Origin of the sequence: Shimia sp. MIT1388 (assembly GCF_047124445.1) — a bacterium.
In the GTDB taxonomy this organism is placed as follows: Bacteria; Pseudomonadota; Alphaproteobacteria; order Rhodobacterales; family Rhodobacteraceae; genus Shimia.
The window spans coordinates 3,446,805-3,469,717 of the sequence record NZ_CP138921.1 but is presented as its reverse complement, the minus strand read 5'-3'; the positions used below and the strand labels follow the sequence as shown (position 1 = coordinate 3,469,717).

At 59.6% G+C, this 22,913-nt stretch carries 19 protein-coding genes; 9 read left to right on the top strand and 10 right to left on the bottom strand.

Annotated elements, in window-relative coordinates; genetic code table 11:
* Positions 1–2: 2 nt before the first annotated feature.
* Both SIB92_RS17090 and SIB92_RS17085 read right to left on the bottom strand, forming a co-directional pair.
* A complete protein-coding gene (locus SIB92_RS17090; protein ID WP_412553169.1) occupies positions 3–809 on the bottom strand; it encodes a metal ABC transporter ATP-binding protein in 807 nt (268 codons plus the stop codon).
* 10 nt (positions 810–819) lie between these two features.
* A complete protein-coding gene (locus SIB92_RS17085) occupies positions 820–1,782 on the bottom strand; it encodes a metal ABC transporter solute-binding protein, Zn/Mn family (RefSeq protein WP_412553168.1) in 963 nt (320 codons plus the stop codon).
* A 189-nt stretch (positions 1,783–1,971) separates the two neighbouring features.
* Here SIB92_RS17085 and deoC point away from each other — a divergent pair, with 189 nt between their 5' ends.
* From deoC to SIB92_RS17070, 3 genes are read left to right on the top strand one after another with little or no spacing between them, the layout of a single operon-like run.
* Positions 1,972–2,964 (top strand): deoxyribose-phosphate aldolase, encoded by a 993-nt coding sequence (deoC, locus tag SIB92_RS17080; RefSeq protein WP_412553167.1) that lies wholly within the window; start codon positions 1,972–1,974, stop codon positions 2,962–2,964.
* Between the two features lie 10 nt (positions 2,965–2,974).
* A complete protein-coding gene (locus SIB92_RS17075) occupies positions 2,975–3,268 on the top strand; it encodes a hypothetical protein (RefSeq protein WP_412553166.1) in 294 nt (97 codons plus the stop codon).
* 11 nt (positions 3,269–3,279) lie between these two features.
* Positions 3,280–5,625 carry an aldehyde dehydrogenase family protein gene (locus tag SIB92_RS17070; protein WP_412553165.1) on the top strand — a complete coding sequence of 782 codons (2,346 nt, stop codon included), beginning with the start codon at positions 3,280–3,282 and terminating at the stop codon, positions 5,623–5,625.
* A 72-nt stretch (positions 5,626–5,697) separates the two neighbouring features.
* Here the strand turns inward: SIB92_RS17070 and SIB92_RS17065 are convergent, their stop codons facing one another.
* From SIB92_RS17065 to SIB92_RS17055, 3 genes are all read right to left on the bottom strand, one after another.
* On the bottom strand, positions 5,698–7,287 hold the full coding sequence (locus SIB92_RS17065) for a methyl-accepting chemotaxis protein (RefSeq protein ID WP_412553164.1): 1,590 nt from the start codon (positions 7,285–7,287) through the stop codon (positions 5,698–5,700).
* On the bottom strand, positions 7,284–7,595 hold the full coding sequence (locus SIB92_RS17060) for a hypothetical protein (RefSeq protein WP_412553163.1): 312 nt from the start codon (positions 7,593–7,595) through the stop codon (positions 7,284–7,286). The genes SIB92_RS17065 and SIB92_RS17060 overlap by 4 nt, the downstream gene beginning before the upstream one ends.
* Before the next feature lie 169 nt (positions 7,596–7,764).
* Positions 7,765–8,418, bottom strand: a complete 654-nt coding sequence (locus tag SIB92_RS17055; RefSeq protein ID WP_412553162.1) for a peroxiredoxin — start codon at positions 8,416–8,418, stop codon at positions 7,765–7,767.
* A gap of 258 nt (positions 8,419–8,676) precedes the next feature.
* Between SIB92_RS17055 and SIB92_RS17050 the strand changes: the two genes are divergently transcribed.
* A complete protein-coding gene (locus SIB92_RS17050; protein WP_412553161.1) occupies positions 8,677–10,104 on the top strand; it encodes an aldehyde dehydrogenase family protein in 1,428 nt (475 codons plus the stop codon).
* Between the two features lie 56 nt (positions 10,105–10,160).
* Here SIB92_RS17050 and SIB92_RS17045 read toward each other — a convergent pair whose 3' ends face one another.
* The 4 genes from SIB92_RS17045 to SIB92_RS17030 form a co-directional block, all read right to left on the bottom strand.
* The gene (locus SIB92_RS17045) at positions 10,161–11,528 is read right to left on the bottom strand and encodes a DEAD/DEAH box helicase (RefSeq protein WP_412553160.1); all 1,368 of its coding nucleotides are present in this window, start codon (positions 11,526–11,528) and stop codon (positions 10,161–10,163) included.
* Positions 11,529–11,821: 293 nt separating this feature from the next.
* On the bottom strand, positions 11,822–13,093 hold the full coding sequence (locus tag SIB92_RS17040; protein ID WP_412555862.1) for an ABC transporter permease: 1,272 nt from the start codon (positions 13,091–13,093) through the stop codon (positions 11,822–11,824).
* Between the two features lie 67 nt (positions 13,094–13,160).
* A complete protein-coding gene (locus SIB92_RS17035) occupies positions 13,161–13,967 on the bottom strand; it encodes an ABC transporter ATP-binding protein (protein ID WP_412553159.1) in 807 nt (268 codons plus the stop codon).
* Between the two features lie 123 nt (positions 13,968–14,090).
* On the bottom strand, positions 14,091–15,089 hold the full coding sequence (locus SIB92_RS17030) for an ABC transporter substrate-binding protein (RefSeq protein WP_412553158.1): 999 nt from the start codon (positions 15,087–15,089) through the stop codon (positions 14,091–14,093).
* Positions 15,090–15,493: 404 nt separating this feature from the next.
* On the opposite strand from SIB92_RS17030, the gene SIB92_RS17025 reads away from it, so the two are divergent.
* The 5 genes from SIB92_RS17025 (at position 15,494) to pta (ending at position 22,026) form a co-directional block, all read left to right on the top strand.
* Positions 15,494–16,894 carry an aspartate aminotransferase family protein gene (locus SIB92_RS17025; RefSeq protein ID WP_412553157.1) on the top strand — a complete coding sequence of 467 codons (1,401 nt, stop codon included), beginning with the start codon at positions 15,494–15,496 and terminating at the stop codon, positions 16,892–16,894.
* A 97-nt stretch (positions 16,895–16,991) separates the two neighbouring features.
* A complete protein-coding gene (locus SIB92_RS17020; protein ID WP_412553156.1) occupies positions 16,992–17,576 on the top strand; it encodes a GNAT family N-acetyltransferase in 585 nt (194 codons plus the stop codon).
* 45 nt (positions 17,577–17,621) lie between these two features.
* Positions 17,622–19,082, top strand: a complete 1,461-nt coding sequence (locus SIB92_RS17015) for a PLP-dependent aminotransferase family protein (RefSeq protein ID WP_412553155.1) — start codon at positions 17,622–17,624, stop codon at positions 19,080–19,082.
* 114 nt (positions 19,083–19,196) lie between these two features.
* The gene (gene xsc, locus SIB92_RS17010) at positions 19,197–20,978 is read left to right on the top strand and encodes a sulfoacetaldehyde acetyltransferase (RefSeq protein WP_412553154.1); all 1,782 of its coding nucleotides are present in this window, start codon (positions 19,197–19,199) and stop codon (positions 20,976–20,978) included.
* Between the two features lie 4 nt (positions 20,979–20,982).
* The gene (gene pta, locus SIB92_RS17005) at positions 20,983–22,026 is read left to right on the top strand and encodes a phosphate acetyltransferase (protein ID WP_412553153.1); all 1,044 of its coding nucleotides are present in this window, start codon (positions 20,983–20,985) and stop codon (positions 22,024–22,026) included.
* 14 nt (positions 22,027–22,040) lie between these two features.
* On the opposite strand, the gene SIB92_RS17000 is transcribed toward pta, so the two are convergent.
* A complete protein-coding gene (locus tag SIB92_RS17000) occupies positions 22,041–22,892 on the bottom strand; it encodes a phosphate acyltransferase (protein ID WP_412553152.1) in 852 nt (283 codons plus the stop codon).
* Positions 22,893–22,913: the final 21 nt, after the last annotated feature.

Below are 22,913 nucleotides of genomic sequence, written 5' to 3'. Positions count from 1 at the left end.
GGTTAGCCCGCCGCCAGCTCCAGCTGGTCGATCTGGCCTGTCGCCAACCGCCCACCGTAAGTCTGGTTCAAGTTTTCTGACGTGAACGCCTCATCCACCGTGCCTTCCGCCATCTTGCGTGTGTTGATCAGGAACACCCGGTCAAAATAACTGCGCACCGTTGTCAGGTCGTGATGCACCGCCACAACGGTTTTGCCCTCAGAACGCAGCGATTTGAGCACATCGATGATGGCTTTTTCTGTGGCTGCATCGACACCGGCAAAAGGTTCATCCAGCAGATACAAATCCGCCTCCTGTGCCAGTGCCCGAGCCAGGAACACGCGTTGTTGCTGCCCCCCGGAAAGCTGCCCGATCTGGCGATCGGCAAAATCGGTCATGCCCACGCGCTCCAGACACGCCCGCGCCTTTTCAATGTGGTGCGGACGGATGCGGCGCAGCAGGCCCAACTCGCGATAGAGCCCCATCAGCACCACATCGATCACGCGGGTCGGGAAATCCCAATCCACACTGGCGCGTTGCGGCACATAGGCGATGCGATGGCGCGCCACTTTCAAGGGTTTACCATAAACCAACGCCTGACCAGCCAGCGGCTGTACAATGCCCAGCGCGGCTTTGAGAAGGGTCGACTTACCTGCACCATTTGGCCCAATGATCGCAGTCATCGAGCCTTCGGCCACGGTCATGTCCACCGAGAACACCACCGGCTTTTGCCCGTATGACACTGTCATGCCCCGGATCGCCAACGGGCTGTCCGCCGGGATTTCCGCTTTGGGCGCTGCGCCCATGTTTGCTGCCAATTCCAGGCTCATAGCTTAATCCTTACGATCCCGCCGACAGGCGATTTTTCATACCGCGTTCCGGCACATCCCCGCCCAGCGCGTCGCTGATCACGGTGATATTGTGGTCAATCATGCCCACATAGGTGCCCTCATAGGTGCCATCAGGCCCCATCGCATCCGAGAACAGCTCGCCGCCAATTGCCACCTCATGGCCCTTCGCGGCCGCGCCTTCAACAAGCGCCCGCACGGTGCGGTCTGACACGGAGCTCTCTACAAATACGGCTTTGATGTCGCGTTCGATCAATGTGTCCACCAAGCTACTGATCCGGTTGAGGCCAGCTTCGCTCTCGGTGGAAATACCCTGCACCCCCAGAACCGAAAAACCATAAGCCGCGCCAAAGTAGCCAAAGGCATCATGCGCTGTCAGCAGAATGCGCGCCTCTTCCGGCACTGTGGTCAGCGATTTTTCCGCATAGACGCTCAGATCAGACAACTCTGCGAGGAAAGCCTCCGCGTTGACGACAAACTGCGCCTCGGCTTCCGGCATTTTCTCGATCAGCGCGTCACGCACGCGTTCGGTCACAAACACCCAAAGGCGCGGGTCCATCCACACATGCGGGTCAAACTTGTCGGCATAATCATCATGCCCGCGCAATAAATCGCGTGGCAGCGTATCCGTCACCGCCACAACGGTGCCGCGCTTTTCCAGTTTATGGAAAAAGTCTTCCATCTGCGCTTCCAGATACAGCCCATGCCACAGCACCAGATCGGCTTTGGTCATGGCAACAATATCTGTGCGCGTCTGACGGTAGGCATGCGGATCCACGCCCGCGCCCATTAGACCTTTTACCTCAACCGCATCGCCACCAATGCGCCGCGCTGTGTCTGCGATCATGCCGGTGGTGGCCACAACCTGCAATTTGCCGCCTGCAAATGCAGGTGTGGCGCTGCTCAAACCGGCCGCCGCCGTTGCCACAATAAAATCTCGACGAGAGAATCGCATAGGTCACCTGTGCATTGCTTCCACTTGAATATGAGAACCATTCGCAAGAGTGTCAACGCAATTGCGACTTATTCTCATATTTTTGTTGACTAAATGGTCAAAAAAGTAGCTGACGTGTCGTTCTGCGACTTGCCAAGGCCCATATTTCTGAGGCATTTTGATCCCTGTTTTCCGCAACAGGATGGATCGATGCACACGCCCACCACGACTGCCGAAGGGCATCAGCTGCCCACTGCGCTGGAACCGCGCAACCCCGGGATGGCGCTGGACCTTGATTGGGTTCGCACCGCGCAGGCCAACACCTCGGCCATCGAACGCCGCGCCAAGACCTTGCCGGGCCGCCGCTCGGTCAAAAAGGACTATCAGGCCGCCTGGCTGTGCAAGGCGATTTCGCTAATCGACCTGACCACCCTGTCCGGCGATGACAGCGAAGGCCGCGTGGAGCGTCTCTGCGCGAAAGCCAAACAGCCGGTCCGCGCCGACATTCTGGACGCGCTGGATATGACTGGCCTGACCACCGGCGCGGTCTGTGTCTATCACGACATGATCGAAACCGCCGTGTCCTCACTGAAAGGTAGCGGCATTCCTGTGGCCGCCGTGTCCACCGGCTTCCCTGCGGGCCTTTCCCCGTATCACTTGCGCATCGCCGAAATTGGTGAAAGCGTGAAAGCGGGTGCGGAAGAAATCGACATCGTCATCACCCGCCGCCACGTGCTGCAAGGCAATTGGCAGGCGCTCTATGACGAAATGAAAGAGATGCGCGAAGCCTGCGGAGACGCCCACGTCAAAGCCATTCTGGCCACCGGTGAGTTGGGCACCCTGCGCAACGTCGCCCGCGCCTCTCTGGTGTGCATGATGGCAGGGGCTGACTTCATCAAAACATCCACCGGCAAGGAGAGCGTCAACGCCACCCTGCCTGTGTCTCTGGTGATGATCCGCGCCATTCGCGACTACTATGACCGCACGGGCTTCCGGGTCGGCTACAAACCGGCTGGCGGCATCTCCAAAGCCAAAGACGCGCTGGTCTATCTGTCGCTGATCAAAGACGAGTTGGGCGATCGCTGGCTGCAACCGGACCTGTTCCGCTTTGGCGCATCCTCCCTCTTGGGCGACATCGAACGCCAGCTAGAGCACCACGTCACCGGCCAGTATTCGGCCAGCTACCGCCACGCGATGGCGTAAGGACAGTCCGGTGAGCGCAACCGCAGACACCAACGCCCCTGTGCCGGATCAGCACCTTCTGCGCATGAAGGTGTGGTCCCAACGCACTTGGGTCGCCCGCTGCGACGACCACCTCTCCAGCGCGCGCCTGGAAGCCCGGCTTGCGGACTTTCTTCAAGAGGCGTTTGAGTACGCGCACACACAGCCGGAGCTGCTCGACAAAACCACCGCCCAAATTGCCGAAGCCGTCATGGCCGGCATTTTACATAGCGAAACAGTGCCAGCCGACGCGTTGCAGGCCGCACTTCACAAGATAACCTCGTAAGGGGAAGACACATGACCGTTAAAGAGATCTTCGAAACCATGGATTACGGCCCCGCCCCCGAAAGCGCCGCAGATGCGTTGGCCTGGATTGTCGATCAAGGCGCGGCCTTTGGTCACTTCATCGACGGTGACTGGACCACACCACGCAAGGACTTCCAGTCCAAGAACCCCGCCAACGGCGAGACCCTCGCTGATCTGACACAGGCATCTCAGGACGAGGTCAACGCCGCCGTCAAAGCCGCACGCAAAGCCCAAGCCAAATGGGAAGGTCTGGGCGGTCACGGTCGCGCCAAATACCTCTACGCCATCGCCCGCCTTCTGCAAAAACACAGCCGTCTGTTTGCGGTTCTGGAGACACTAGACAACGGCAAGCCGATCCGCGAAAGCCGCGACATCGACATCCCTCTGGTGCAGCGCCATTTCTACTACCACGCAGGCATGGCACAGCTGATGGAAGCAGAACTGCCCAACGCACAAGCGCTTGGTGTTTGCGGTCAGATCATCCCATGGAACTTCCCGCTGTTGATGCTGGCATGGAAAGTGGCGCCTGCCTTGGCGATGGGCAACACGGTTGTGCTGAAGCCTGCCGAATACACCTCTCTCACCGCCATGGCCTTTGCCGACATCTGTCAGCAAGCAGGCCTGCCCGCCGGTGTGGTGAACATCGTCACCGGCGACGGCACAGCAGGCGAAATGATCACCGCGCATGAAGACATCAACAAGGTCGCCTTCACCGGCTCCACCGAAGTGGGCAAACGCATCCGCGAAGCCACAGCGGGCTCCGGCAAGTCGCTGACTTTGGAGCTGGGCGGCAAGTCGCCTTATATCGTCTTTGAAGACGCCGACATCGATAGCGCCATCGAAGGTCTGGTCGACGCTATCTGGTTCAACCAAGGCCAGGTCTGCTGCGCCGGCTCCCGCCTCCTGGTGCAGGAAGGCATCGCCGAAACCTTCCACCGCAAACTCAAGGCCCGCATGGACGGACTGCGCATCGGCAACCCGCTGGACAAATGCATCGACGTTGGCGCCGTGGTTGATCCGGTGCAACTCAACACCATCACCGAGATGGTCGCGAACAACACCGAGGGCGAAACCTACCACGCCCCCATCGAGATGCCAGCTGAGGGCTGCTTCTACCCGCCAACCCTGATCACCGGCCTCGCGCCGTCTTCCAAGCTGATGCAGGAAGAGATCTTCGGTCCTGTTTTGGTCTCCACCACCTTCCGCACGCCTTCCGAGGCGGTCGCGCTGGCGAACAACACCCGCTACGGCTTGGCCGCGACGCTCTGGACCGAGAACGTGAACCTCGCGCTGGACATCGCGCCAAAACTGGTTGCCGGTGTGGTTTGGGTCAACGCCACCAACCTGTTTGACGCCGCTGCCGGCTTTGGCGGTGTGCGCGAAAGCGGCTACGGCCGTGAAGGCGGCTGGGAAGGTTTGGCGGCCTACACCAAACCCAAAGGTGCGCCGAAAGCGCTTAAGCCTGTCGAAGCCTTCACCGGTGACAAAGGCCCAACCGATCCACTGGACCGCACACCAAAACTCTACGTCGGCGGCAAGCAAGCCCGTCCCGACGGCGGCTACAGCCAGAACATCTACAGCAAATCCGGTGCCCTGCTCGGCCAAGCGCCGATTGCCAACCGCAAAGACGTGCGCAACGCGGTTGAGGCTGCGCATGCTGCCAAAAGCTGGTCCGGCACCACAGGCCACCTGCGCGCGCAAATCCTCTACTACATCGCGGAGAACCTCTCCGCCCGTAAAGACGAGTTTGCAACCCGCGTGAACCTTCTGACCGGCGGAAAAACCGGCGCTGCAGAGGTCGAAACCTCGATCCGCCGCCTCTTCACCTACGCCGCCTGGGCTGACAAATATGACGGCCAGGCACATGGTGTGCCGATCCGCGGCGTAGCGCTAGCAATGAAGGAACCGGTCGGCGTGATTGGCGCACTCTGTGCCGACGACGCGCCGCTTCTGGGCCTGATCTCCGCCATGGCGCCCGCCATTGCCATGGGCAACCGCGCTGTGCTGGTCGCCTCGGAAGCCTTCCCTCTGGCCGCCACCGACTTCTACCAGGTGCTCGAAACCTCCGACGTGCCGGCTGGTGTGGTCAACATCCTCACCGGATCCCACGCCGAACTGGCTGGCCCGCTTGCAGGACACCTTGATGTCGACGCCGTCTGGTCATTCTCCTCCAGCGATGTGTCTGCGAAGATCGAACGCGCCAGCGCGGGCAACCTCAAGCGTACCTGGGTCAACAACGGCCTCGCACGCGACTGGATGGGGGCCGAAGGCGAAGGCCGCGACTTCCTGCAAGCGGCAACCGAAGTCAAAAACATCTGGGTGCCTTACGGCGAATAAACCTACGCCAAACCAACAAAAAAGCGCCGGAGATTCCCCACCGGCGCTTTTCTTTTTCTACATCTGACCAGATCAGGCGGCGGCCCAGGCCTCATCATCGCCATCTTCGTCAAACATCTCGACATCACCGGTCTGCGGCGCGACCGCAGCCACCCGGAAACCAGCCAAGGCGTCTACCAAACGATCCACCGCCATATCCAGACTGGAGGTCGCTGCGGAGGCTTCTTCCGCCCGCGCCGCATTGGCTTGTGTCTCACTACCAATCGTCTGCATGCTGCCGCGAATTTTCTCTACCGACTGCGCCTGTTCACTGGACACATCCGAGATTTCCGCAACATTGCCGGACACTTGGTTTACGTCGCCCAGGATCGCCTCCAGCGCTTCGCCCACCTGACGCACCAGCGCCACACCATTGGTCACATGGCCGTTGCTTTCTGAAATCAAGGTATTGATGTTCTGCGCTGCTTCGGCTGAGCGATGCGCCAATTCGCGCACCTCTGAGGCCACAATTGCAAAACCAGCGCCAGCTTCACCGGCCCGCGCCGCTTCCACACCAGCGTTCAACGCCAACAGGTTGGTCTGGAAGGCGATGTCTTCGATCAACGTCACCACATGGTCAATCTGCGCAGACGACGCCTCGATTTCGTCCATGGTACTCACGGCCTGACGCACCACTTCCGCGCCATTGCTGGTCATGTTGCGAGTGTTGTCAAACCGCTCCTGGGTGGATTTCGCCTTCGCCACAGCGCCGTTCATCGCATCGGCAATCTGCTCCACCGCATCGGTCACGCCCTGCAGCGCCCCCGCTTGTTTCTCGGTGCTGTGCGCCACACTGTTGGACACCTCAGACAACTCGCGGCTGTCCACTTCGATCTGACTCGACACCGAGGTCACGGAGGTCACAATGCCACTCAGGGACTTCACCGCATCATTGAAACTCTTGCGCAGCGCCTCGTAGCTCTTATCGAAAGAATGATTGATAGAAGCGTCAAGATTGCCGCCTGCAATCCGTGTCAGACGTTCGTGCAGTGTTTCCACAACGTCCGCCTGCGCCTTCTGGCGTGCTTCAATGCCCGCTTTCTCGCCTTTCAACGCATCCATCGTCTCAGACAGCACAGCTTGCTCTTTGTTGCGCTCATTCATCTGACGCAGCGTGGTCATCACCGAGGTCAGCAAAATGCCGGTTTCCGCAATCACAACAACAGCGTGCAACACTGTGCGGCCAATGTTTTCCATCAAATCCACCGACGGATACACCATTGACGGCCAGAAAAACGTCAGCGCCAGGTGGTGCACAGCCGTCACGCCAGCCCCAACAAGCAAAGCTATCGGACAAGTCATCAGCGTCAGCATCGCCAACGCAGCAAAGAACACCATATGCACGTCAAGTTGCCATGCGTGCCCCGCCATAGACGCGAGGATCAAGGCAATCTGGCCAATCACGGCCACGGTCACGCTCACTCGCGCCGCAAGATTGCCGCCCAAACGAAAAGCATAAAACGCCAAAGCGGCAAAGGCACCGGCGGAGGCACCGATCATCACAACCTGACCGCCCCGCATAAATGCAATTGTTGCCGCCGCAGCGCCAAGAACCGCCGCCACTATGGCCAAAACTTTCACACCCGTCTGACGGGCTTTCGTCAATTTGAGATCTTCTGTCATATCGTATCACCACACAGCCAGGCCAGCGCTTCGCCGTCCAGAATGGCCCAGGCTCCATTCCGTTTCAGTCTCTGTTCAAAGTCTTCGCTTTCTGACGCCCCCATCACAGCGAGCGGGGCTTGTGTCACGCCCACGACATGTCCGCCGGATGCCTCTACGAGTTCTGTCAGGTCTGTCCCCGGCCGCGCGACAACCAAAACCGGCCCACCTGCTTTCACAGGGGCGCTGACAATTGCCAAAACCGGGGTCACGGTGAGGCAAAAGACAACAGCGAGAATCGCCGGGAGATATTGCACGCGTTGGGTCATCCTGCCCTTCTTCGGACAAAACAGTTTCCAGCCGCTTAATTTCGCAGGAGGAATTAGTTTGCGCGGCAAAATTACCAAACGTCAGATCGCGCTCACCGGCTAAAAGAAAAGCGCGCCGGGAAACCCAGCGCGCTTTCAAAATGTCCAATCCGGTAATTGGGACCGGAACTTAGCCTGGCAGCTTGGTGGTGCGCAGGTATGGGAAATGGGTGGTGAACTCACCGTATTTCGCTTTCGCGTCCTCATCGCTCACCGCGACCGGGATCACAACATCGCCACCTGGGGTCCAGTTCGCAGGCGTCGCGACGTTCTCTTTTGCCGCGGTCTGCAGACCATCCAGCGCGCGCAGCACCTCGGCAAAGTTCCGACCAACGTTCATCGGATAGGTCATCGACAGCTTCAACTGCTTATCCGGGCCGATGATGAACACCGATCGCACGGTGGCGCTGTCCGCCGGGGTACGGCCATCTGGCAGATACGCCTCGGCTGGCAGCATGTCGAAGGCCTTGGACACAGCCAGACCGTCATCGGCAATGATCGGGAAGCCCGCGCCGGTGCCCGCATAAGCCTCAATGTCTTTCTTCCAGCCTTTGTGGTCTTCCACACCATCCACGGACACACCAATCACTTTGGTGCCGCGCTTCTGCCACTCATCTGCAAGCTGCGCGACCGCGCCAAACTCGGTGGTGCAGACCGGCGTGAAGTCTTTTGGGTGAGAAAACAGGATGGCCCAGCTATCGCCAATCCAGTCGTGAAAAGTGATCGTGCCCTGATCCGTCTCGGCGGTGAAATTTGGCACAACATCATTGATTCGCAGGCCCATGGGTATCTCCCTCTCTTTGGGTCGCACACTCCGCCCTGCCAGCTTGGGGCGAGACAATTCTCGCGGGTGGGGCGATATGTAAAAACGGTTCTCTGTCGCAAAGCGACTTTGCGCAGACTACATCCGTCTTTTTTGAACGCCACCCCTTTACCGGAAGAAATAATTTGATCAAATTACTCGTGACCGCGCGTCGCCCCCACTTGCGGCCCCCTGTTTTGCCGCGCAGAGTGACGCCAAGATCGAGAGGGAGTGAACACCATGATCGAGAAACGCCAATTCTACATCAACGGCCAATGGGTCGACCCCGTTGCCGCCAATGAACTGCCCGTCATTGACCCTGCCACCGAAGACACCTGCGCCGTAATTTCGCTCGGCGATCAGGCCGACACCGACGCCGCCGTGGCTGCTGCACGCGCAGCCTTCCCTGCCTGGGCCGATACGCCGCTGGAAGAGCGTGTCGCGCTGGTCAAAAAGCTGCGCGACATCTACATGGCGCGGCGCGACGACATGGCCGAAGCCATGCGCCTGGAAATGGGCGCACCCACCGATCTGGCTAAGAACAACCAGTGGGGCGCCGGTGTCTGGCACCTCGATGGCTTCCTCGAAGCTCTGGAAAACTTCGAGTTCGAATACGCCATGGGTGCCGACCGCATGCGCAAAGAGCCCATTGGCGTCTGCGCCATGATCACCCCTTGGAACTGGCCGATGAACCAGGTCTTCCTGAAAGCCATCCCGGCACTGCTGGTCGGCTGCACCATGGTGTTAAAACCGTCTGAAATCGCGCCCCTGTCCTCCATCGTCTTCACAGAGATGATGGACGAAGCCGGCTTCCCGGCAGGTGTCTTCAATATGGTCAACGGCAACGGTGTGGGTGTCGGCTCGCAACTGTCCGCGCATCCGGATGTGGACATGGTGTCCTTCACGGGCTCCACCCGCGCCGGCATCGCCATCTCCAAAGCCGCCGCTGACACTTTGAAGCGCGTCAGCCTCGAGCTTGGCGGCAAAGGCGCCAACATCATCTTTGCGGATGCAGACGAAAAAGCCGTCAAGCGCGGCGTGATCCACTGCATGCAGAACTCCGGTCAATCCTGTAACGCCCCTACTCGCATGATGATCGAAAGCAGCCGTTACGCCGAAGCGGTCGAGCAAGCCAAAGCCGCCGCCGAGGCCACCCAAGTGGGCGCGACCACAGAGTCCGGCCGCCACATCGGTCCCGTTGTCTCTGAGCTGCAGTTCAACAAAATCCAGGGCCTGATCGAGACCGGCATCAAAGAAGGCGCCACGCTGGTCGCAGGCGGTCTTGGCCGTCCGGAAGGCATGAACAAAGGCTACTTCGTGCGCCCAACCGTATTCGCCGACGTGACCCCGGACATGACCATCTACCGCGAAGAAATCTTCGGCCCGGTGCTGGCGATTTCCCCGTTTGAAAGCGAAGAGCAAGCGGTACAAATGGCCAATGACACCGTCTATGGCCTCACCAACTACATCCAAACGCAGGATGACGACAAACGCCTGCGCGTGGCGCGTCAGGTCCGCTCCGGCATGGTCGAAACCAACGGCGTGTCGCGCATCAACGGCTCCCCATTTGGCGGCTACGGCCAGTCCGGCAACGGCCGTGAGGGCGGCACTTGGGGTTTGGAAGAGTTCTGTGAAACCAAGGCGATCTCCGGCGTGCCCATGGGCTAAGCCACAAGATGACACAAAACGGAAAGGCCGCAGCATTCCGCTGCGGCCTTTTTTTGTTACGCTGCTGGCTTGCGCGAGCGGTTGCGCCGCCGACGCGGACGACCGCCTCCCGGCTTGTCGTTGCCATTGGCCGCGCTGTTTGGCTTGCCACCACCAGGTTTTCCCCGGCTGGACTTACCACCGCCACCGGGCTTGCCGCCTCCGCGCTTGCGGCCCTCTCCACCAGACCGTGGCCCGGCACCATATTCTTTCTTCATCTCACGAAGCTCATCGGTGGGCCGGTCAAACTGACGGCCAATCAGCTTCTCGATGTCCTTCAGGTAATCCCGCTCATCCAGCGCACAGAAAGAAATCGCCCGCCCTTCACGACCGGCGCGCGCGGTGCGGCCAATCCGGTGCACATAGGCCTCGGCCACATTGGGCAGATCGAAGTTAATCACCAGTGAAATCACCGGAATGTCGATCCCACGCGCCGCCACATCGGTCGCCACCAGAATGGTGACCTCGCCTTCGCGGAAGGCTTTGATGGCGCGGTCCCGCTGCCCTTGGCTTTTGTTGCCGTGGATCGACGCCGCGTTGAAGCCCTCGGCCACCAACTGTTTCATCATCCGCTCCGCACCGTGCTTGGTGCGCGAGAAGATCAGCGTGCTCTCCCCCATGTTCTCAGACAGGATTTCCCGCAGCCGTTTCCGCTTCTCACCCTTCTCATGGTATTCCATGGACTGGGCAATCTTATCCGCGGTCTTGCCGGGAGGCGCACATTCCACCCGCTTGGGCTTGGTCAGATAGCTCTGGCTCAGTTCTTCCATCTGCTTTGGCATGGTGGCCGAAAACAGCATGGTCTGGCGCGGAGTGCCCAGATGCGGCGCAATTTTGCGCAAGGAGTGAATGAACCCCATGTCCAGCATCTGGTCCGCTTCATCGAGCACCAGATAGCCCACTGTCGACAGGTCAATTTCCTTGCGATCCAGCAGGTCAATCAACCGGCCCGGCGTTGCCACCAGAATATCCGTGCCGCGCTTAAGCATGGCAATCTGGCGGTTGATGGACTGCCCACCTACCACGGTCATCACCTTCATCGGTGTGCCTTGCACCATCGGACGCAAGTTGTCGGCGATCTGGTTCACCAATTCCCGCGTCGGCGCCAAAACCAGCGCCTTTACCGATTTCGGCATCGGCTTGCCCGGTGTCGCCAGCAGGCGATCCATCATCGGCAAGCCAAACGCCAGAGATTTGCCGGTGCCGGTCTGCGCCAGCCCCAAAATATCATGGCCCTGCAAGGCCAGCGGAATGGCCTTCTGCTGGATTGGCGTAGGCGCATCAAAACCAGCCGCCTTGAGGCCTTTCAAAAGTGTGGGCGACAGGCCCAGGTCTTCAAACGTCGACACAAAATGTCCTTTCAAACCACACGCACGATCGCGCATGGCATGGCGTCAACGGCCCACACAGGAGCCGCGATCGGGTTCGACAGCACCGCCACCGCGAAGCACATTCCGCGCGGCCCGGTCTGCCAGTCAGAACCCTGCGTGATGGGAACGAAAGCGTCGCTGATGCGCCCGGACGGTTCTTTCAAACCCGGCGCGGCCTGCTCACGCGGCTGCGCAGCGACCCGCTTCACATAAAGCCTCGCGGCACAAAGTCAACTGTTGCCCCCCACACAAAAAGGGCCAGCGCAACACGCCAGCCCCTCTTTTTTGTCTCAAGCCACCTAAGAGCGTCAGGCCTTGCCTTTCCACGGCACGAGGTATTTCTCGCCCCAGCGCATCAGCATATCGATGCCAAATCCGATGATCCCGATGAGGATAATCCCCATCAATACGATGTCCGTGTCCTGAAACTTGGACGCCGCCACAATCATCTTACCAACACCCTTTTCCGCCGCCACAAGCTCTGCGGCCACAACCGTGCCCCAGCAAACGCCCATGGCAACACGTGCCGCCGTAAATATCTCCGGCAAGGAGTTTGGAATAATCACGTGACGCAGGATCTGACGCTTATTGGCCCCCAAGGAGTAGGCCGCGTGCACCTTGGTGATATTCACACCCGAGACACCGGACCGCGCACCAATCGCCATGATCCACAGCGCGGCAAGGAACAGCAGGATGATTTTGCCCTGCTCTCCAATCCCGGCCCAGATAATCACCAGCGGGATCAAGGCCAAAGGCGGCACCGGCCGCATGAATTCCACAATCGGATCAAACCAGCCGCGGAACCAATTGGACAAGCCCATGGCGTAGCCCAGCGGAATACCCACCGCCGCGCCCAGTGCAAAGCCCACGATCACCCGGAACAGGGAATAGCTCAGATGCTCCGCCAGGGTGACGTTCTGATATCCGTCTTGGCTTACCGAGATCAGGCGTTTCCACACACTTTCAGGCGCAGGCAGCCAGATGTTCTCCATCTGCCAACCTTTGGCTGGCTCGAAGTTCAACGTGCCTTTGTCGGTCAGCGCCACACGGCCAAAGCCAAGTTCGACATCGGTCTCCCGATCAATTGGCTGGCCATCCACCGCCACGATCTTGGCCCCGTCTTTGCGGGTTACTTCGTCATTGGCATCCCAGCGCAGCAGCTTGGACCGATAAGCCTGCACCACCAAAGCATCGTTTTTGGCAATGCCATCATTTTCAGACACCACCGGTGCGTCCGGCTTTTCGCCAGCTTCATGCACCAGCACGCTGACGGTGGCGTCCGCCGTCTGACCGCCTTCAGTTTCCACCGTGTAAGTGAACGTAGCTTCTCCCACAAACGGTCCCGGTGCGTGCAGGAATTTCGGCAACAAGGAAGACCCGGTAAACGCCCCCCAAATCACAAAGATCAGCACAATAGATATCACCGAGGCCGCTTTGTTGGAGATCACGGCGCTCTCGTCCCCAAAGGTCACCGTCTTCAGCGACGTGTAATCCCGAACAGGCGTCAGGCGACGTTTGACCTGAGTATACAAGGCATAGGCCAAGAGGATCAGCCCAACATACAGGATCAAATAAGGCAGGGCGCTGACCACAGAAATAAGGAGCGTGATCAGTTCACCGCCGAGGTCTGAAAAAATCTGTCCCATCTTATGCGCTCTCCTCAGTGCGGCCCATGATCTCTTCTTCCATGTTCCAGATCATGTTGAGGATCTCTTCGCGGGTTGCGGCATAGTCCGGGTGCTCCTTCACCTCCCGCAAATCTGCGCCGACGCCCATGTCCGCAAAGGGCAGGCGATATTCTTTGTGAATCCGCCCGGGCCGCGGCGCCATCACCAACAGCCGCTCCCCCAACAACAGCGCTTCATCCACCGAGTGGGTGATCAAAATGATAGTTTTGCCGGTCTCTTTCCACAGTTTGAGCACCAGGCTCTGCATCTTCTCCCGTGTCAGTGCGTCGAGCGCCCCCAGCGGCTCGTCCATCAGGATCACATCCGGATCATTGGCCAGACAGCGGGCCAGTGCCACACGCTGCTGCATCCCGCCGGACAGCTCATAGACCATCTTTTCTTTGAAATCCTGCAGCCCCACCACATCGAGCAAATGGTCAACGATCTCTGCGCTTTCAGACTTCGGCATGCCCTTCATGTCAGGTCCAAAACGCACATTGTCCCGCACGCTCATCCATTCAAACAAGGCGCCCTTCTGAAACACCATGCCGCGCTCGGCATCGGGCCCCAGCACTTGATGCCCGTTCAACACAATCTGGCCTTCTGTCGGCGCCAGAAACCCGGCCACAATATTCAACAAGGTGGTTTTGCCACAGCCCGAAGGCCCCAGCACGCTCAGCAACTCGCCTTGCTTCAAATCAAGGCTCACGTCCTTCAGCGCCTGCACATGACTGCCGTTGGGCAGGTCAAAACGCATGGACAAATTTTGTATGGATAATCCGGTCATGGTCCCTATCTGACGTTGGGCATCGCCCCCGCGACGCACGGCGGTTGTCCCGCCTGTTCTCATTGGGAAGTCATTGAAAACAAGGCCCACAGCCAAAGGTGCGGGCCTTGTTCTTACATGTGCTTACATGCCTTTGGCAGCTTCCAGCGGTCCGGTGTTGACCGCACCGTCATAACTGTCCAGCGCGCTTGGAATGGAACCTGCGCCCACAAACACGCCCGCGACACCCTTCATGAAGTCTTGTGCGGTACCGCCCAACCAGGCTCCGCCCAGCTGATCGTCTACGGTTGGGAATTTGAAGGTCGCCAGCGTATCTGCGGTGGACTGCTCATCCATACCCGCGTCTTTCGCGATCACCGGCAGCATCTTGGCGTGGTTGGCTTCATCCGCCCACATTTCGTTGGCTTCTGCGGTCACCGCTAGGAACTTCGCCAGCATCTCGCCTTCTTCGGCAATATAGGACGCAGGCGCGGTGGTGGCGTCAAACACCAGAATGCCCAGCTCTTCTTTCTCCGCACCGGTCAGCAGCACGTTGCCATGCTCCTTCATGCGACGCAGCGCGCCACCCCAGCCACAGGCCATATCCAGCGAGCCCTGCGCCAGTGCCGCAGCCCCTTCCGCCGGCGCCATATCGACCACTTCCATGGACGCCACATCCACACCGAAGTGGTTCATCTGGCTCAGGAAACCATAGTGCGCCGCAGTGCCCAGAGGCACAGCCACTTTCTTGCCGGCCAGCTCTGCCGCACTGTCTTTGTCGATCTCCAGACCGGAGGCCACCACACAGTTGTCGTTGTCAGAGTAGCTCACAGCCACGTCTACAATCTGGATGTCCTGACCGGCAGAGGCCGCAACCACAAACGGCGGCACACCTTGGCTCACGGAAATCTGCACATCGCCCGAGGCCATCGCTGCACTCATCGCGGTGCCAGTGTCAAAGCTGACCCAGTTGATCTTGGTGCCCATGGCTTCTTCATACATGCCGGTCTGCTTGGCGTATTGGAACGGCATCGGCCACTCCAGGAAGTAGGCCACGGTGATCTCGTCGGCCATCGCCGCCTGCGCACCCAGCAACATAGCAGTGGAGGCCGCCGCACCCATCAGCGTCGTTTTCAAGCTCATAATCATTTCTCCCGTTGTCGATTCTGGCGCGAAATTCGAGCCGGGTTCGTCGGGCCTTGAGCCTCTTTTTTGATCACCGGCAATGCGCGTCCTCCTTGAGGGGAGCGGAAATTCGGGCACCGATCAATGTTTTTTTCAGCAATTCAACGTCACGAACCCGTGTCTTGGCCCTATCAATTAAATTTGACCATTTGGTTGAAAACGTTATAAAATAGGGATTTGAAGCCCTCTTCACGGATTTTTGGACGCAGCCCGTCAGAATACTGGCCTTACACAGTCAAATCTTCTGGCCCTATAAACCTGCTTGAAAAAGTCGCGAGGATGGCATCGAAATCCACGTAACGGGCGGAGTTTGCGCCCGACAAACAATCTAAAGTAGATTCTCAATCAGGGAGACTCGCGCCATGGATGGCACATTGAAAGACAACGACCTCAGCCATGTCGTGAACGCTGACAAAGCCCACGTCTGGCACCACCTTGTGCAGCACAAGCCATTCGAAACAAACGACCCTCGTATCATCATCGAGGGCAAAGGCATGCGCGTGTGGGACCAAAACGGCAAAGAGTATATCGACGCAGTATCCGGCGCGGTCTGGACCGTAAACGTCGGATACGGCCGTGAGCGCATCGCCAACGCCGTGCACGCCAACCTGATGAAGATGTGCTACTTCGCCAACGCCGCCGGCAACGTGCCTGGCGCGCTATATGCGGAAAAGTTGGTTGAAAAAATGCCCGGCATGAGCCGCGTCTACTTCACCAACTCCGGATCAGAGGCCAACGAGAAAGCCTTCAAAATGATCCGTCAGATTGCGCATAAGAAATACGGCGGCAAGAAACACAAAATCCTCTACCGCGACCGCGACTACCACGGCTCCACTTTGGCGGCGATGTCCGCGGGCGGTCAGGACGAGCGCAACATGCAATACGGCCCCTTTGCACCGGGCTTTGTGCGCGTGCCGCACTGTATGGAGTACCGCAAAGACGAACTTGGCCTCGGCCACCTCTCCGGTCGCGAGTTCGGCATCGCTGCGGCCAATCTGATCGAAGAGGTCATCCTCAAAGAAGGCCCGGACACCGTGGGGGCGCTCTGCCTTGAACCCGTGACCGCAGGTGGCGGCGTCATCACCCCACCCGAAGGCTATTGGGAACGGGTGCAGCAAATCTGCAAACAGTACGACATTCTGTTGCACATCGACGAAGTTGTCTGTGGCATCGGCCGTACCGGCACCCATTGGTTTGGCTATCAGCACTACGGCATCAAGCCCGACTTCGTGACCATGGCCAAAGGCGTGGCCTCCGGTTATGCCGCCATCGCCTGCATGGTCACCACCGAAGAGGTCTTTGACCTGTTCAAGTCGGACCCGTCCGACAAGCTTGACCACTTCCGCGACATCTCCACCTTTGGCGGATGTACCGCAGGCCCTGCGGCCGCGCTGGAAAACATGGCGATCATCGAAGAGGAAGGCCTGCTGGAAAACTGCACCGCCATGGGCGAGCGCATGATGGGCAACCTTCAAGCCTTGATGGAGAAACATGAGGTCATCGGAGACGTGCGTGGCAAAGGCCTGTTCCTTGGCTGTGAGCTTGTGAAAGACCGCGAGACCAAGGAACCGGTGGACGAAGCTGACATCGCCGCCATTGTTGGTGACTGTGGTGCGCAAGGTGTGATCATCGGTGCGGCCAACCGCTCTGTACCGGGCCGTAACAACGTGATTGCCTTCTCCCCGGCCCTGATCGCCACAGCAGACGACATCGACGCCATCACCACGGCTGTCGACAACGCCCTGACCAAAGTGTTCGGCTAAACAGAACTGCAACGTCCGGTGACGGCGTCCTCCCCCGTCACCCCGCGCCGCTTGCCCCACGGGGCAGGTGGCGCTTGTGTCTGTGAAAGGAAAAAACATGTGGCCAGCCCCAATAACTTTGACTGGCACACATGTGTCACTCGCTCCCCTGTCTCAGGACCACGCCAGTGATTTGGCCGAGGCCTCTGCAGACGGGGATCTGTCCTCCCTTTGGTACACGATGGTGCCTGCGCCAGAAGAGGTGCCCGCCAACATCGACGCGCGGAATACGACCTCAGGCATGACGCCGTTTGCCATCCTCGACCCAACGGGCCAAGCCGTCGGCATGACCACCTACATGAACGCCGACGCAGCCAACCGACGGGTGGAAATCGGGTCCACCTGGTATCGCGCAGCGGTCCAACGCAGTCCGATGAACACCGAATGCAAACTGCTGATGCTGCGTCACGCCTTTGAAGAACTGGACTGCATCGCCGTAGAATTCCGCACCCACTTCCTGAACCAACAATCGCGCAGGGCGATTGAACGTCTTGGCGCGAAATTCGATGGTGTTCTGCGCAATCACATGATCATGGCCAACGGCACCCTACGCGACACTGCTGTCTATTCGATCTGCCAACATGAATGGCCCGCTATCCGCGCAAATCTTGAGCACAAGCTGGCACGCATGGCACCAACGTGAAAGTCCAGTTTGCCTGCAGGATAAGTCCAGTATAGCCTCCCGCCCATGGCCATATCTGTCGAAACCTTCTTCCTCGCGCCCGGTTTTCAGGGCACGCTTCAGGCGCAAATCCAGCAGTTGATCGCAGAGGGCATCCTGTCGGGTCGCTTCCGGCGCGGTGAGAAACTGCCCTCCTCACGCAAACTCGCCACGCACCTTGGCGTTTCGCGCATCACCGTCACCCTCGCCTACACCGAGCTTCTGGCCAATGACTACCTGACTTCACGTGGCCGGTCCGGCTACTACGTCAGCGAAAACGCCCCGGTCCCGCCGTCTTTTGACCCGCCCAAACCACGTGAAGACCGCATCGACTGGACGCGCGCCTTAGGCCGTCGCTTCACCGGCGGCGACACTCCAGACAAACCCAAAGATTGGGCCAACTACCGCTACCCTTTTGTTTACGGCCAAACCGATCCCAGCCTGTTTGACCATGCCAACTGGCGGCTCTGTGCCTTGCAGGCGTTGGGCCAAAAAGACTTCACCGCGCTCACCTCTGATTACTATGATCAGGACGACCCCGAACTGGTCGAATTCATCGCCCGCAACACGCTCCCCCGTCGCGGCATCATCGCCCGCCCCGAAGAAATCCTGATCACCTTGGGTGCCCAAAACGCGCTCTGGATTGCTGCGCAGGTACTGCTAACCCAGCGCCGCATGGCCGCGATCGAAAACCCCTGCTACCACGCCCTGCGCGACATCCTGAACCAGTCCCGCTGCCATGTGGACGCCATCAACGTGGACCGCGACGGCCTCAACCCCGACCTGATCCCCTCCGAAGCGGACGTGATTTTCACAACTCCCAGCCACCAATGCCCAACCACCGCCACCATGCCAATGGCTCGCCGCCACGCCTTGCTGGAGCGTGCCCGCGACATCGACGCGCTGGTGGTCGAAGACGACTACGAATTTGAAATGTCCTTCCTAGACGCCCCGTCTCCGGCCCTGAAATCACTCGATACCGAGGGCCGCGTGATCTACGTCGGCAGCTTCTCCAAGTCGCTCTTCCCCGGCCTGCGTCTTGGCTATCTGGTCGGCTCCGAAGCTTTCATCCGCGAAGCCCGCGCCCTGCGCGCCTCCGTCATCCGCCACCCGCCGGGCCACATCCAACGCACCGCCGCGTATTTCCTCTCCCTTGGCCACTACGACGCCCTCATCCGCCGCATCCGCGAGGCCCTCAAAGCCCGCCGCGCCGTCATGCAGGACGCCATTGACCAATCAGGCCTGACCGTAGCGGGCAAGGGCGCCTTTGGCGGCTCCTCCTTCTGGATGCAGGCCAACCCCGACGTCGACACCGAAATTCTGGCAGAAGACCTCAAATCCGAAGGTGTCCTCATCGAACCAGGTCATTCATTTTTTACCGGCGAAACCCCACCAAAGAACTTCTACCGCCTCGGCTATTCCTCCATTCCCTCCGAACGCATCCCCGAGGGCGTGGCCCGCATCGCCCGCGCGCTTGGCTCTGGCTGATCTGGACACATCCGGCCACCCCATCTGGCCCTAACGCCAAATTGCCGCAGTTCGTACTTTCCATGCAAAAGGAACGCCCACCGAAAGAGTCGGGCGCAGCATGGAGTTTGCCTCATGAAAATGACCACCGAAGAAGCCTTTGTGAAAGTGCTTCAGCGCCACGGCATCGAGCATGCCTTTGGAATCATTGGCTCCGCCATGATGCCAATTTCAGATCTCTTCCCCAAAGCGGGCATCATGTTCTGGGACTGCGCCCACGAAGGCTCCGCTGGCATGATGAGCGACGGCTACACCCGCGCCACCGGCAAAATGTCGATGATGATCGCGCAAAACGGCCCCGGCATCACCAACTTCGTGACCGCCGTAAAAACCGCCTACTGGAACCACACGCCATTGCTGCTGGTGACCCCACAAGCCGCCAACAAGACCATCGGTCAGGGTGGCTTCCAGGAAGTTGAGCAGATGGCGCTGTTCAAAGACATGGTGGCCTATCAGGAAGAGGTCCGCGACCCCTCCCGCGTCGCCGAAGTCCTCACCCGTGTGATTGCCCAAGCCAAGCGCCTCTGCGGCCCTGCTCAACTCAACATCCCGCGTGACATGTGGACTCAGGTGATCGACATCGACCTGCCCGAGCCCATCGAGTTCGAGGCGTCCTCCGGCGGCACGTCTTCTGTGGCAGACGCGGCCAAACTGCTGTCCGAAGCTAAGAACCCGGTGATCCTCAACGGCGCAGGCACGGTTCTGTCCGAAGGTGGCATCCCGGCGTCCATCGAATTGGCAGAGCGCCTCGATGCGCCTGTGTGCGTGGGCTACCAACACAACGACGCCTTCCCCGGCAACCACCCGCTGTTTGCAGGACCGCTGGGCTACAACGGCTCCAAAGCAGGCATGGAACTCATCAAAGAGGCTGACGTAGTCCTCGCCCTGGGCACCCGCCTGAACCCCTTCTCCACTTTGCCGGGCTACGGCATGGAATACTGGCCTGCGGATGCCAAAATCATCCAGGTGGACATCAACCCGAACCGCATCGGCCTGACCAAAAAGGTCGAAGTCGGCATCGTGGGGGACGCTGCGAAAGTCTCCACTGGGATTCTGGAGCAACTATCGGACACCGCAGGCGATGCAGGCCGCGAAGAGCGCAAAGCGCGCATTTCCAAAACCAAATCCGCCTGGGCGCAGCAACTGTCCTCGATGGACCATGAAGACGACGATCCGGGCACAACCTGGAACGAACGCGCCCGCGCTGACAAACCGGACTGGATGTCCCCACGCATGGCCTGGCGCGCGATCCAATCCGCCCTGCCGCGCGAAGCGATCATCAGCTCCGACATTGGCAACAACTGCGCCATCGGCAACGCCTATCCCTCGTTTGAGGAAGGCCGCAAATACCTCGCACCCGGCCTGTTTGGCCCCTGTGGCTACGGCCTGCCCGCTATTGTCGGCGCCAAAATTGGCCAGCCAGATGTGCCAGTCTGCGGTTTTGCCGGCGACGGCGCTTTTGGCATCGCGGTCAACGAGTTAACCGCCATCGGTCGCGGCGAATGGCCTGCGGTGACCCAAATCGTCTTCCGCAACTACCAATGGGGTGCGGAAAAGCGGAACTCCACTCTGTGGTTTGACGACAACTTCGTGGGTACCGAACTCGACACCCAAGTGTCTTATGCTGGCATCGCGCAAGCCTGTGGCCTCCAAGGCGTTGTCGCCCGCACCATGGACGAGCTGACCGCCGCCCTGAACAAGGCGATCGACGATCAAATGAACCACGGCAAAACCACTTTGATCGAAGCCATGATCAACCAGGAACTGGGTGAACCCTTCCGTCGCGACGCGATGAAAAAACCTGTTTCCGTGGCCGGTATCGACGCGGCTGACATGGTCAAACAGACCGGAAGCTGACTCCTTGAAGCCGCTCCGCCAGATACTTGGTGCCGCCAGCGGCTCTGACAAAATCATCGCCCTTTCTGAGGGCGATGATCCCCGCGTGGCAGAGGCTGCGCTCATGATCCGCAAAGAAAAAGTGGCCCGCGTGCTGTTGGTGGGTGACCCTCAAAAGATCGCAGACAATCTCGCCAATTACGGCACGACCCTTGAGGAAGTTACCGACGACATCGAGATTCACGATCCCAATAGCTCACCCCTGATTGACGAATTTCGCGACACATTGGTGACCTTGCGTGCGCACAAAGGCATGACACCGGAAATAGCCTCCGCGCAAGTCCGCCACCGCCTGACCTATGCGGCGCTTCTGGTGCAAACCGGCCGCGCCCATGGCACTGTCGGCGGTGCTGCCGAAACCACGTCCGACACAGTGCGCACCGCGCTACAGATCATTGGAAAAGCGCCAGATGCGGCGATGGTCTCCTCGTTCTTTTTTATGCTCTACTGCAAAGAACACCACACCGTAAAAGGCGCGCATATTTTTGCGGATTGCGGTCTTGTTGTGGATCCTGACGCAAATGAAATGGCCGAAATCGCCCGCGCCTCGGCGGCGTCTTACCGGGCACTCACCGGCGAGACGCCACGCGTCGCCATGCTGTCTTTCTCAACAGCGGGAAGCGCCGATCATCCCAAAGTGTCCAAGGTTGTGGCGGCCACGCATCTGGCCAAAGTCGCCGATCCTGATCTCATTATCGACGGAGAGCTTCAGTTCGACGCCGCCTTTGTGCCTGAGGTCGCCGCGTCAAAAGCGGAGAAATCTGCGCTGGGTGGCGCAGCCAACGTCTTTGTCTTCCCCAGCCTGAACGCCGGTAACCTGGGCTACAAAATCGCTCAGCGCGTTGGTGGCGCAACCGCCATTGGCCCAGTGCTACAAGGCCTGGCAAAACCCGCCAATGACCTGTCCCGCGGATGTTCCGCTGAGGATATTTTGCACATGGTTGCTGTCACCGTCGCCCAATCTGATGCATTGGATCAGACCCAAAAGGCACCGGAGGGGGCCGCATGAGCCCCGCCTCGCCCCTAATCCAGCGCCAGCGTCACAATTGTCGCGGCCACAATATCCTGCGCACTTGCCCCACGGCTAAGGTCGCAAACCGGCTTTTTGAACCCTTGCAGGATTGGACCCAAGGCCTGCGCCCCGCCCAGGGCAACCGCCAGCTTGTAAGCGATGTTGCCCGCATCCAGATTGGGAAACACCAGCACATTTGCGTCACCGCCCCCCATGCCTTTTCGCGCGGCCACGTCGGGGATCAGCGCGGCGTCACCTTGCACCGGCCCCGCAAAACCGCTCAACTCGGCCGCCTCGCGCACTTTGTCAACACTGGCGCCCGCACCACTGGTGCCGGTGGAAAACGACAACAACGCCACTCGCGCGACGCCAAGCAACGCCTCTCCGCTGCGCGCCGAAGCTGTGGCAATCGCCGCCAACCCTTCGGCATCCGGGTCTACTGTCAAACCACAGTCGGCAAAGACCAGCGACCGGCCATCCGGGAAATTCATCAAGAAGAAGCTCGACGGCACACTCACCCCATCGGCCAGGCCAATCGCCATGGAGGCCGCTTCGATCACACGCCGCGTTGGCGCTTCCGCACCCGCGGTCATCGCGTCCGCCTCACCGGCTGCGACCATCGCTGCCGCCCGATAGAGCGGCTTCTCGACGAGACGTCGGGCGATCCGCTCTTTCATGCCGCGCGTCTCGATCAGCGCCTGCACGTAGCGGTCCGTGTTATCACCAAGCGTCATAGGCCGACACAGACCATCCCGATCCAACGCCCGCATGGCTTCGGCTGTGCGCGGCTCTTTGTGTTCGGGAAACACAACCCGCGCGTTTTTCGCCGCCACCTTGGCCGACAGCGCATCCATAAACTTCATGTATACCTCCGCATACGCAAC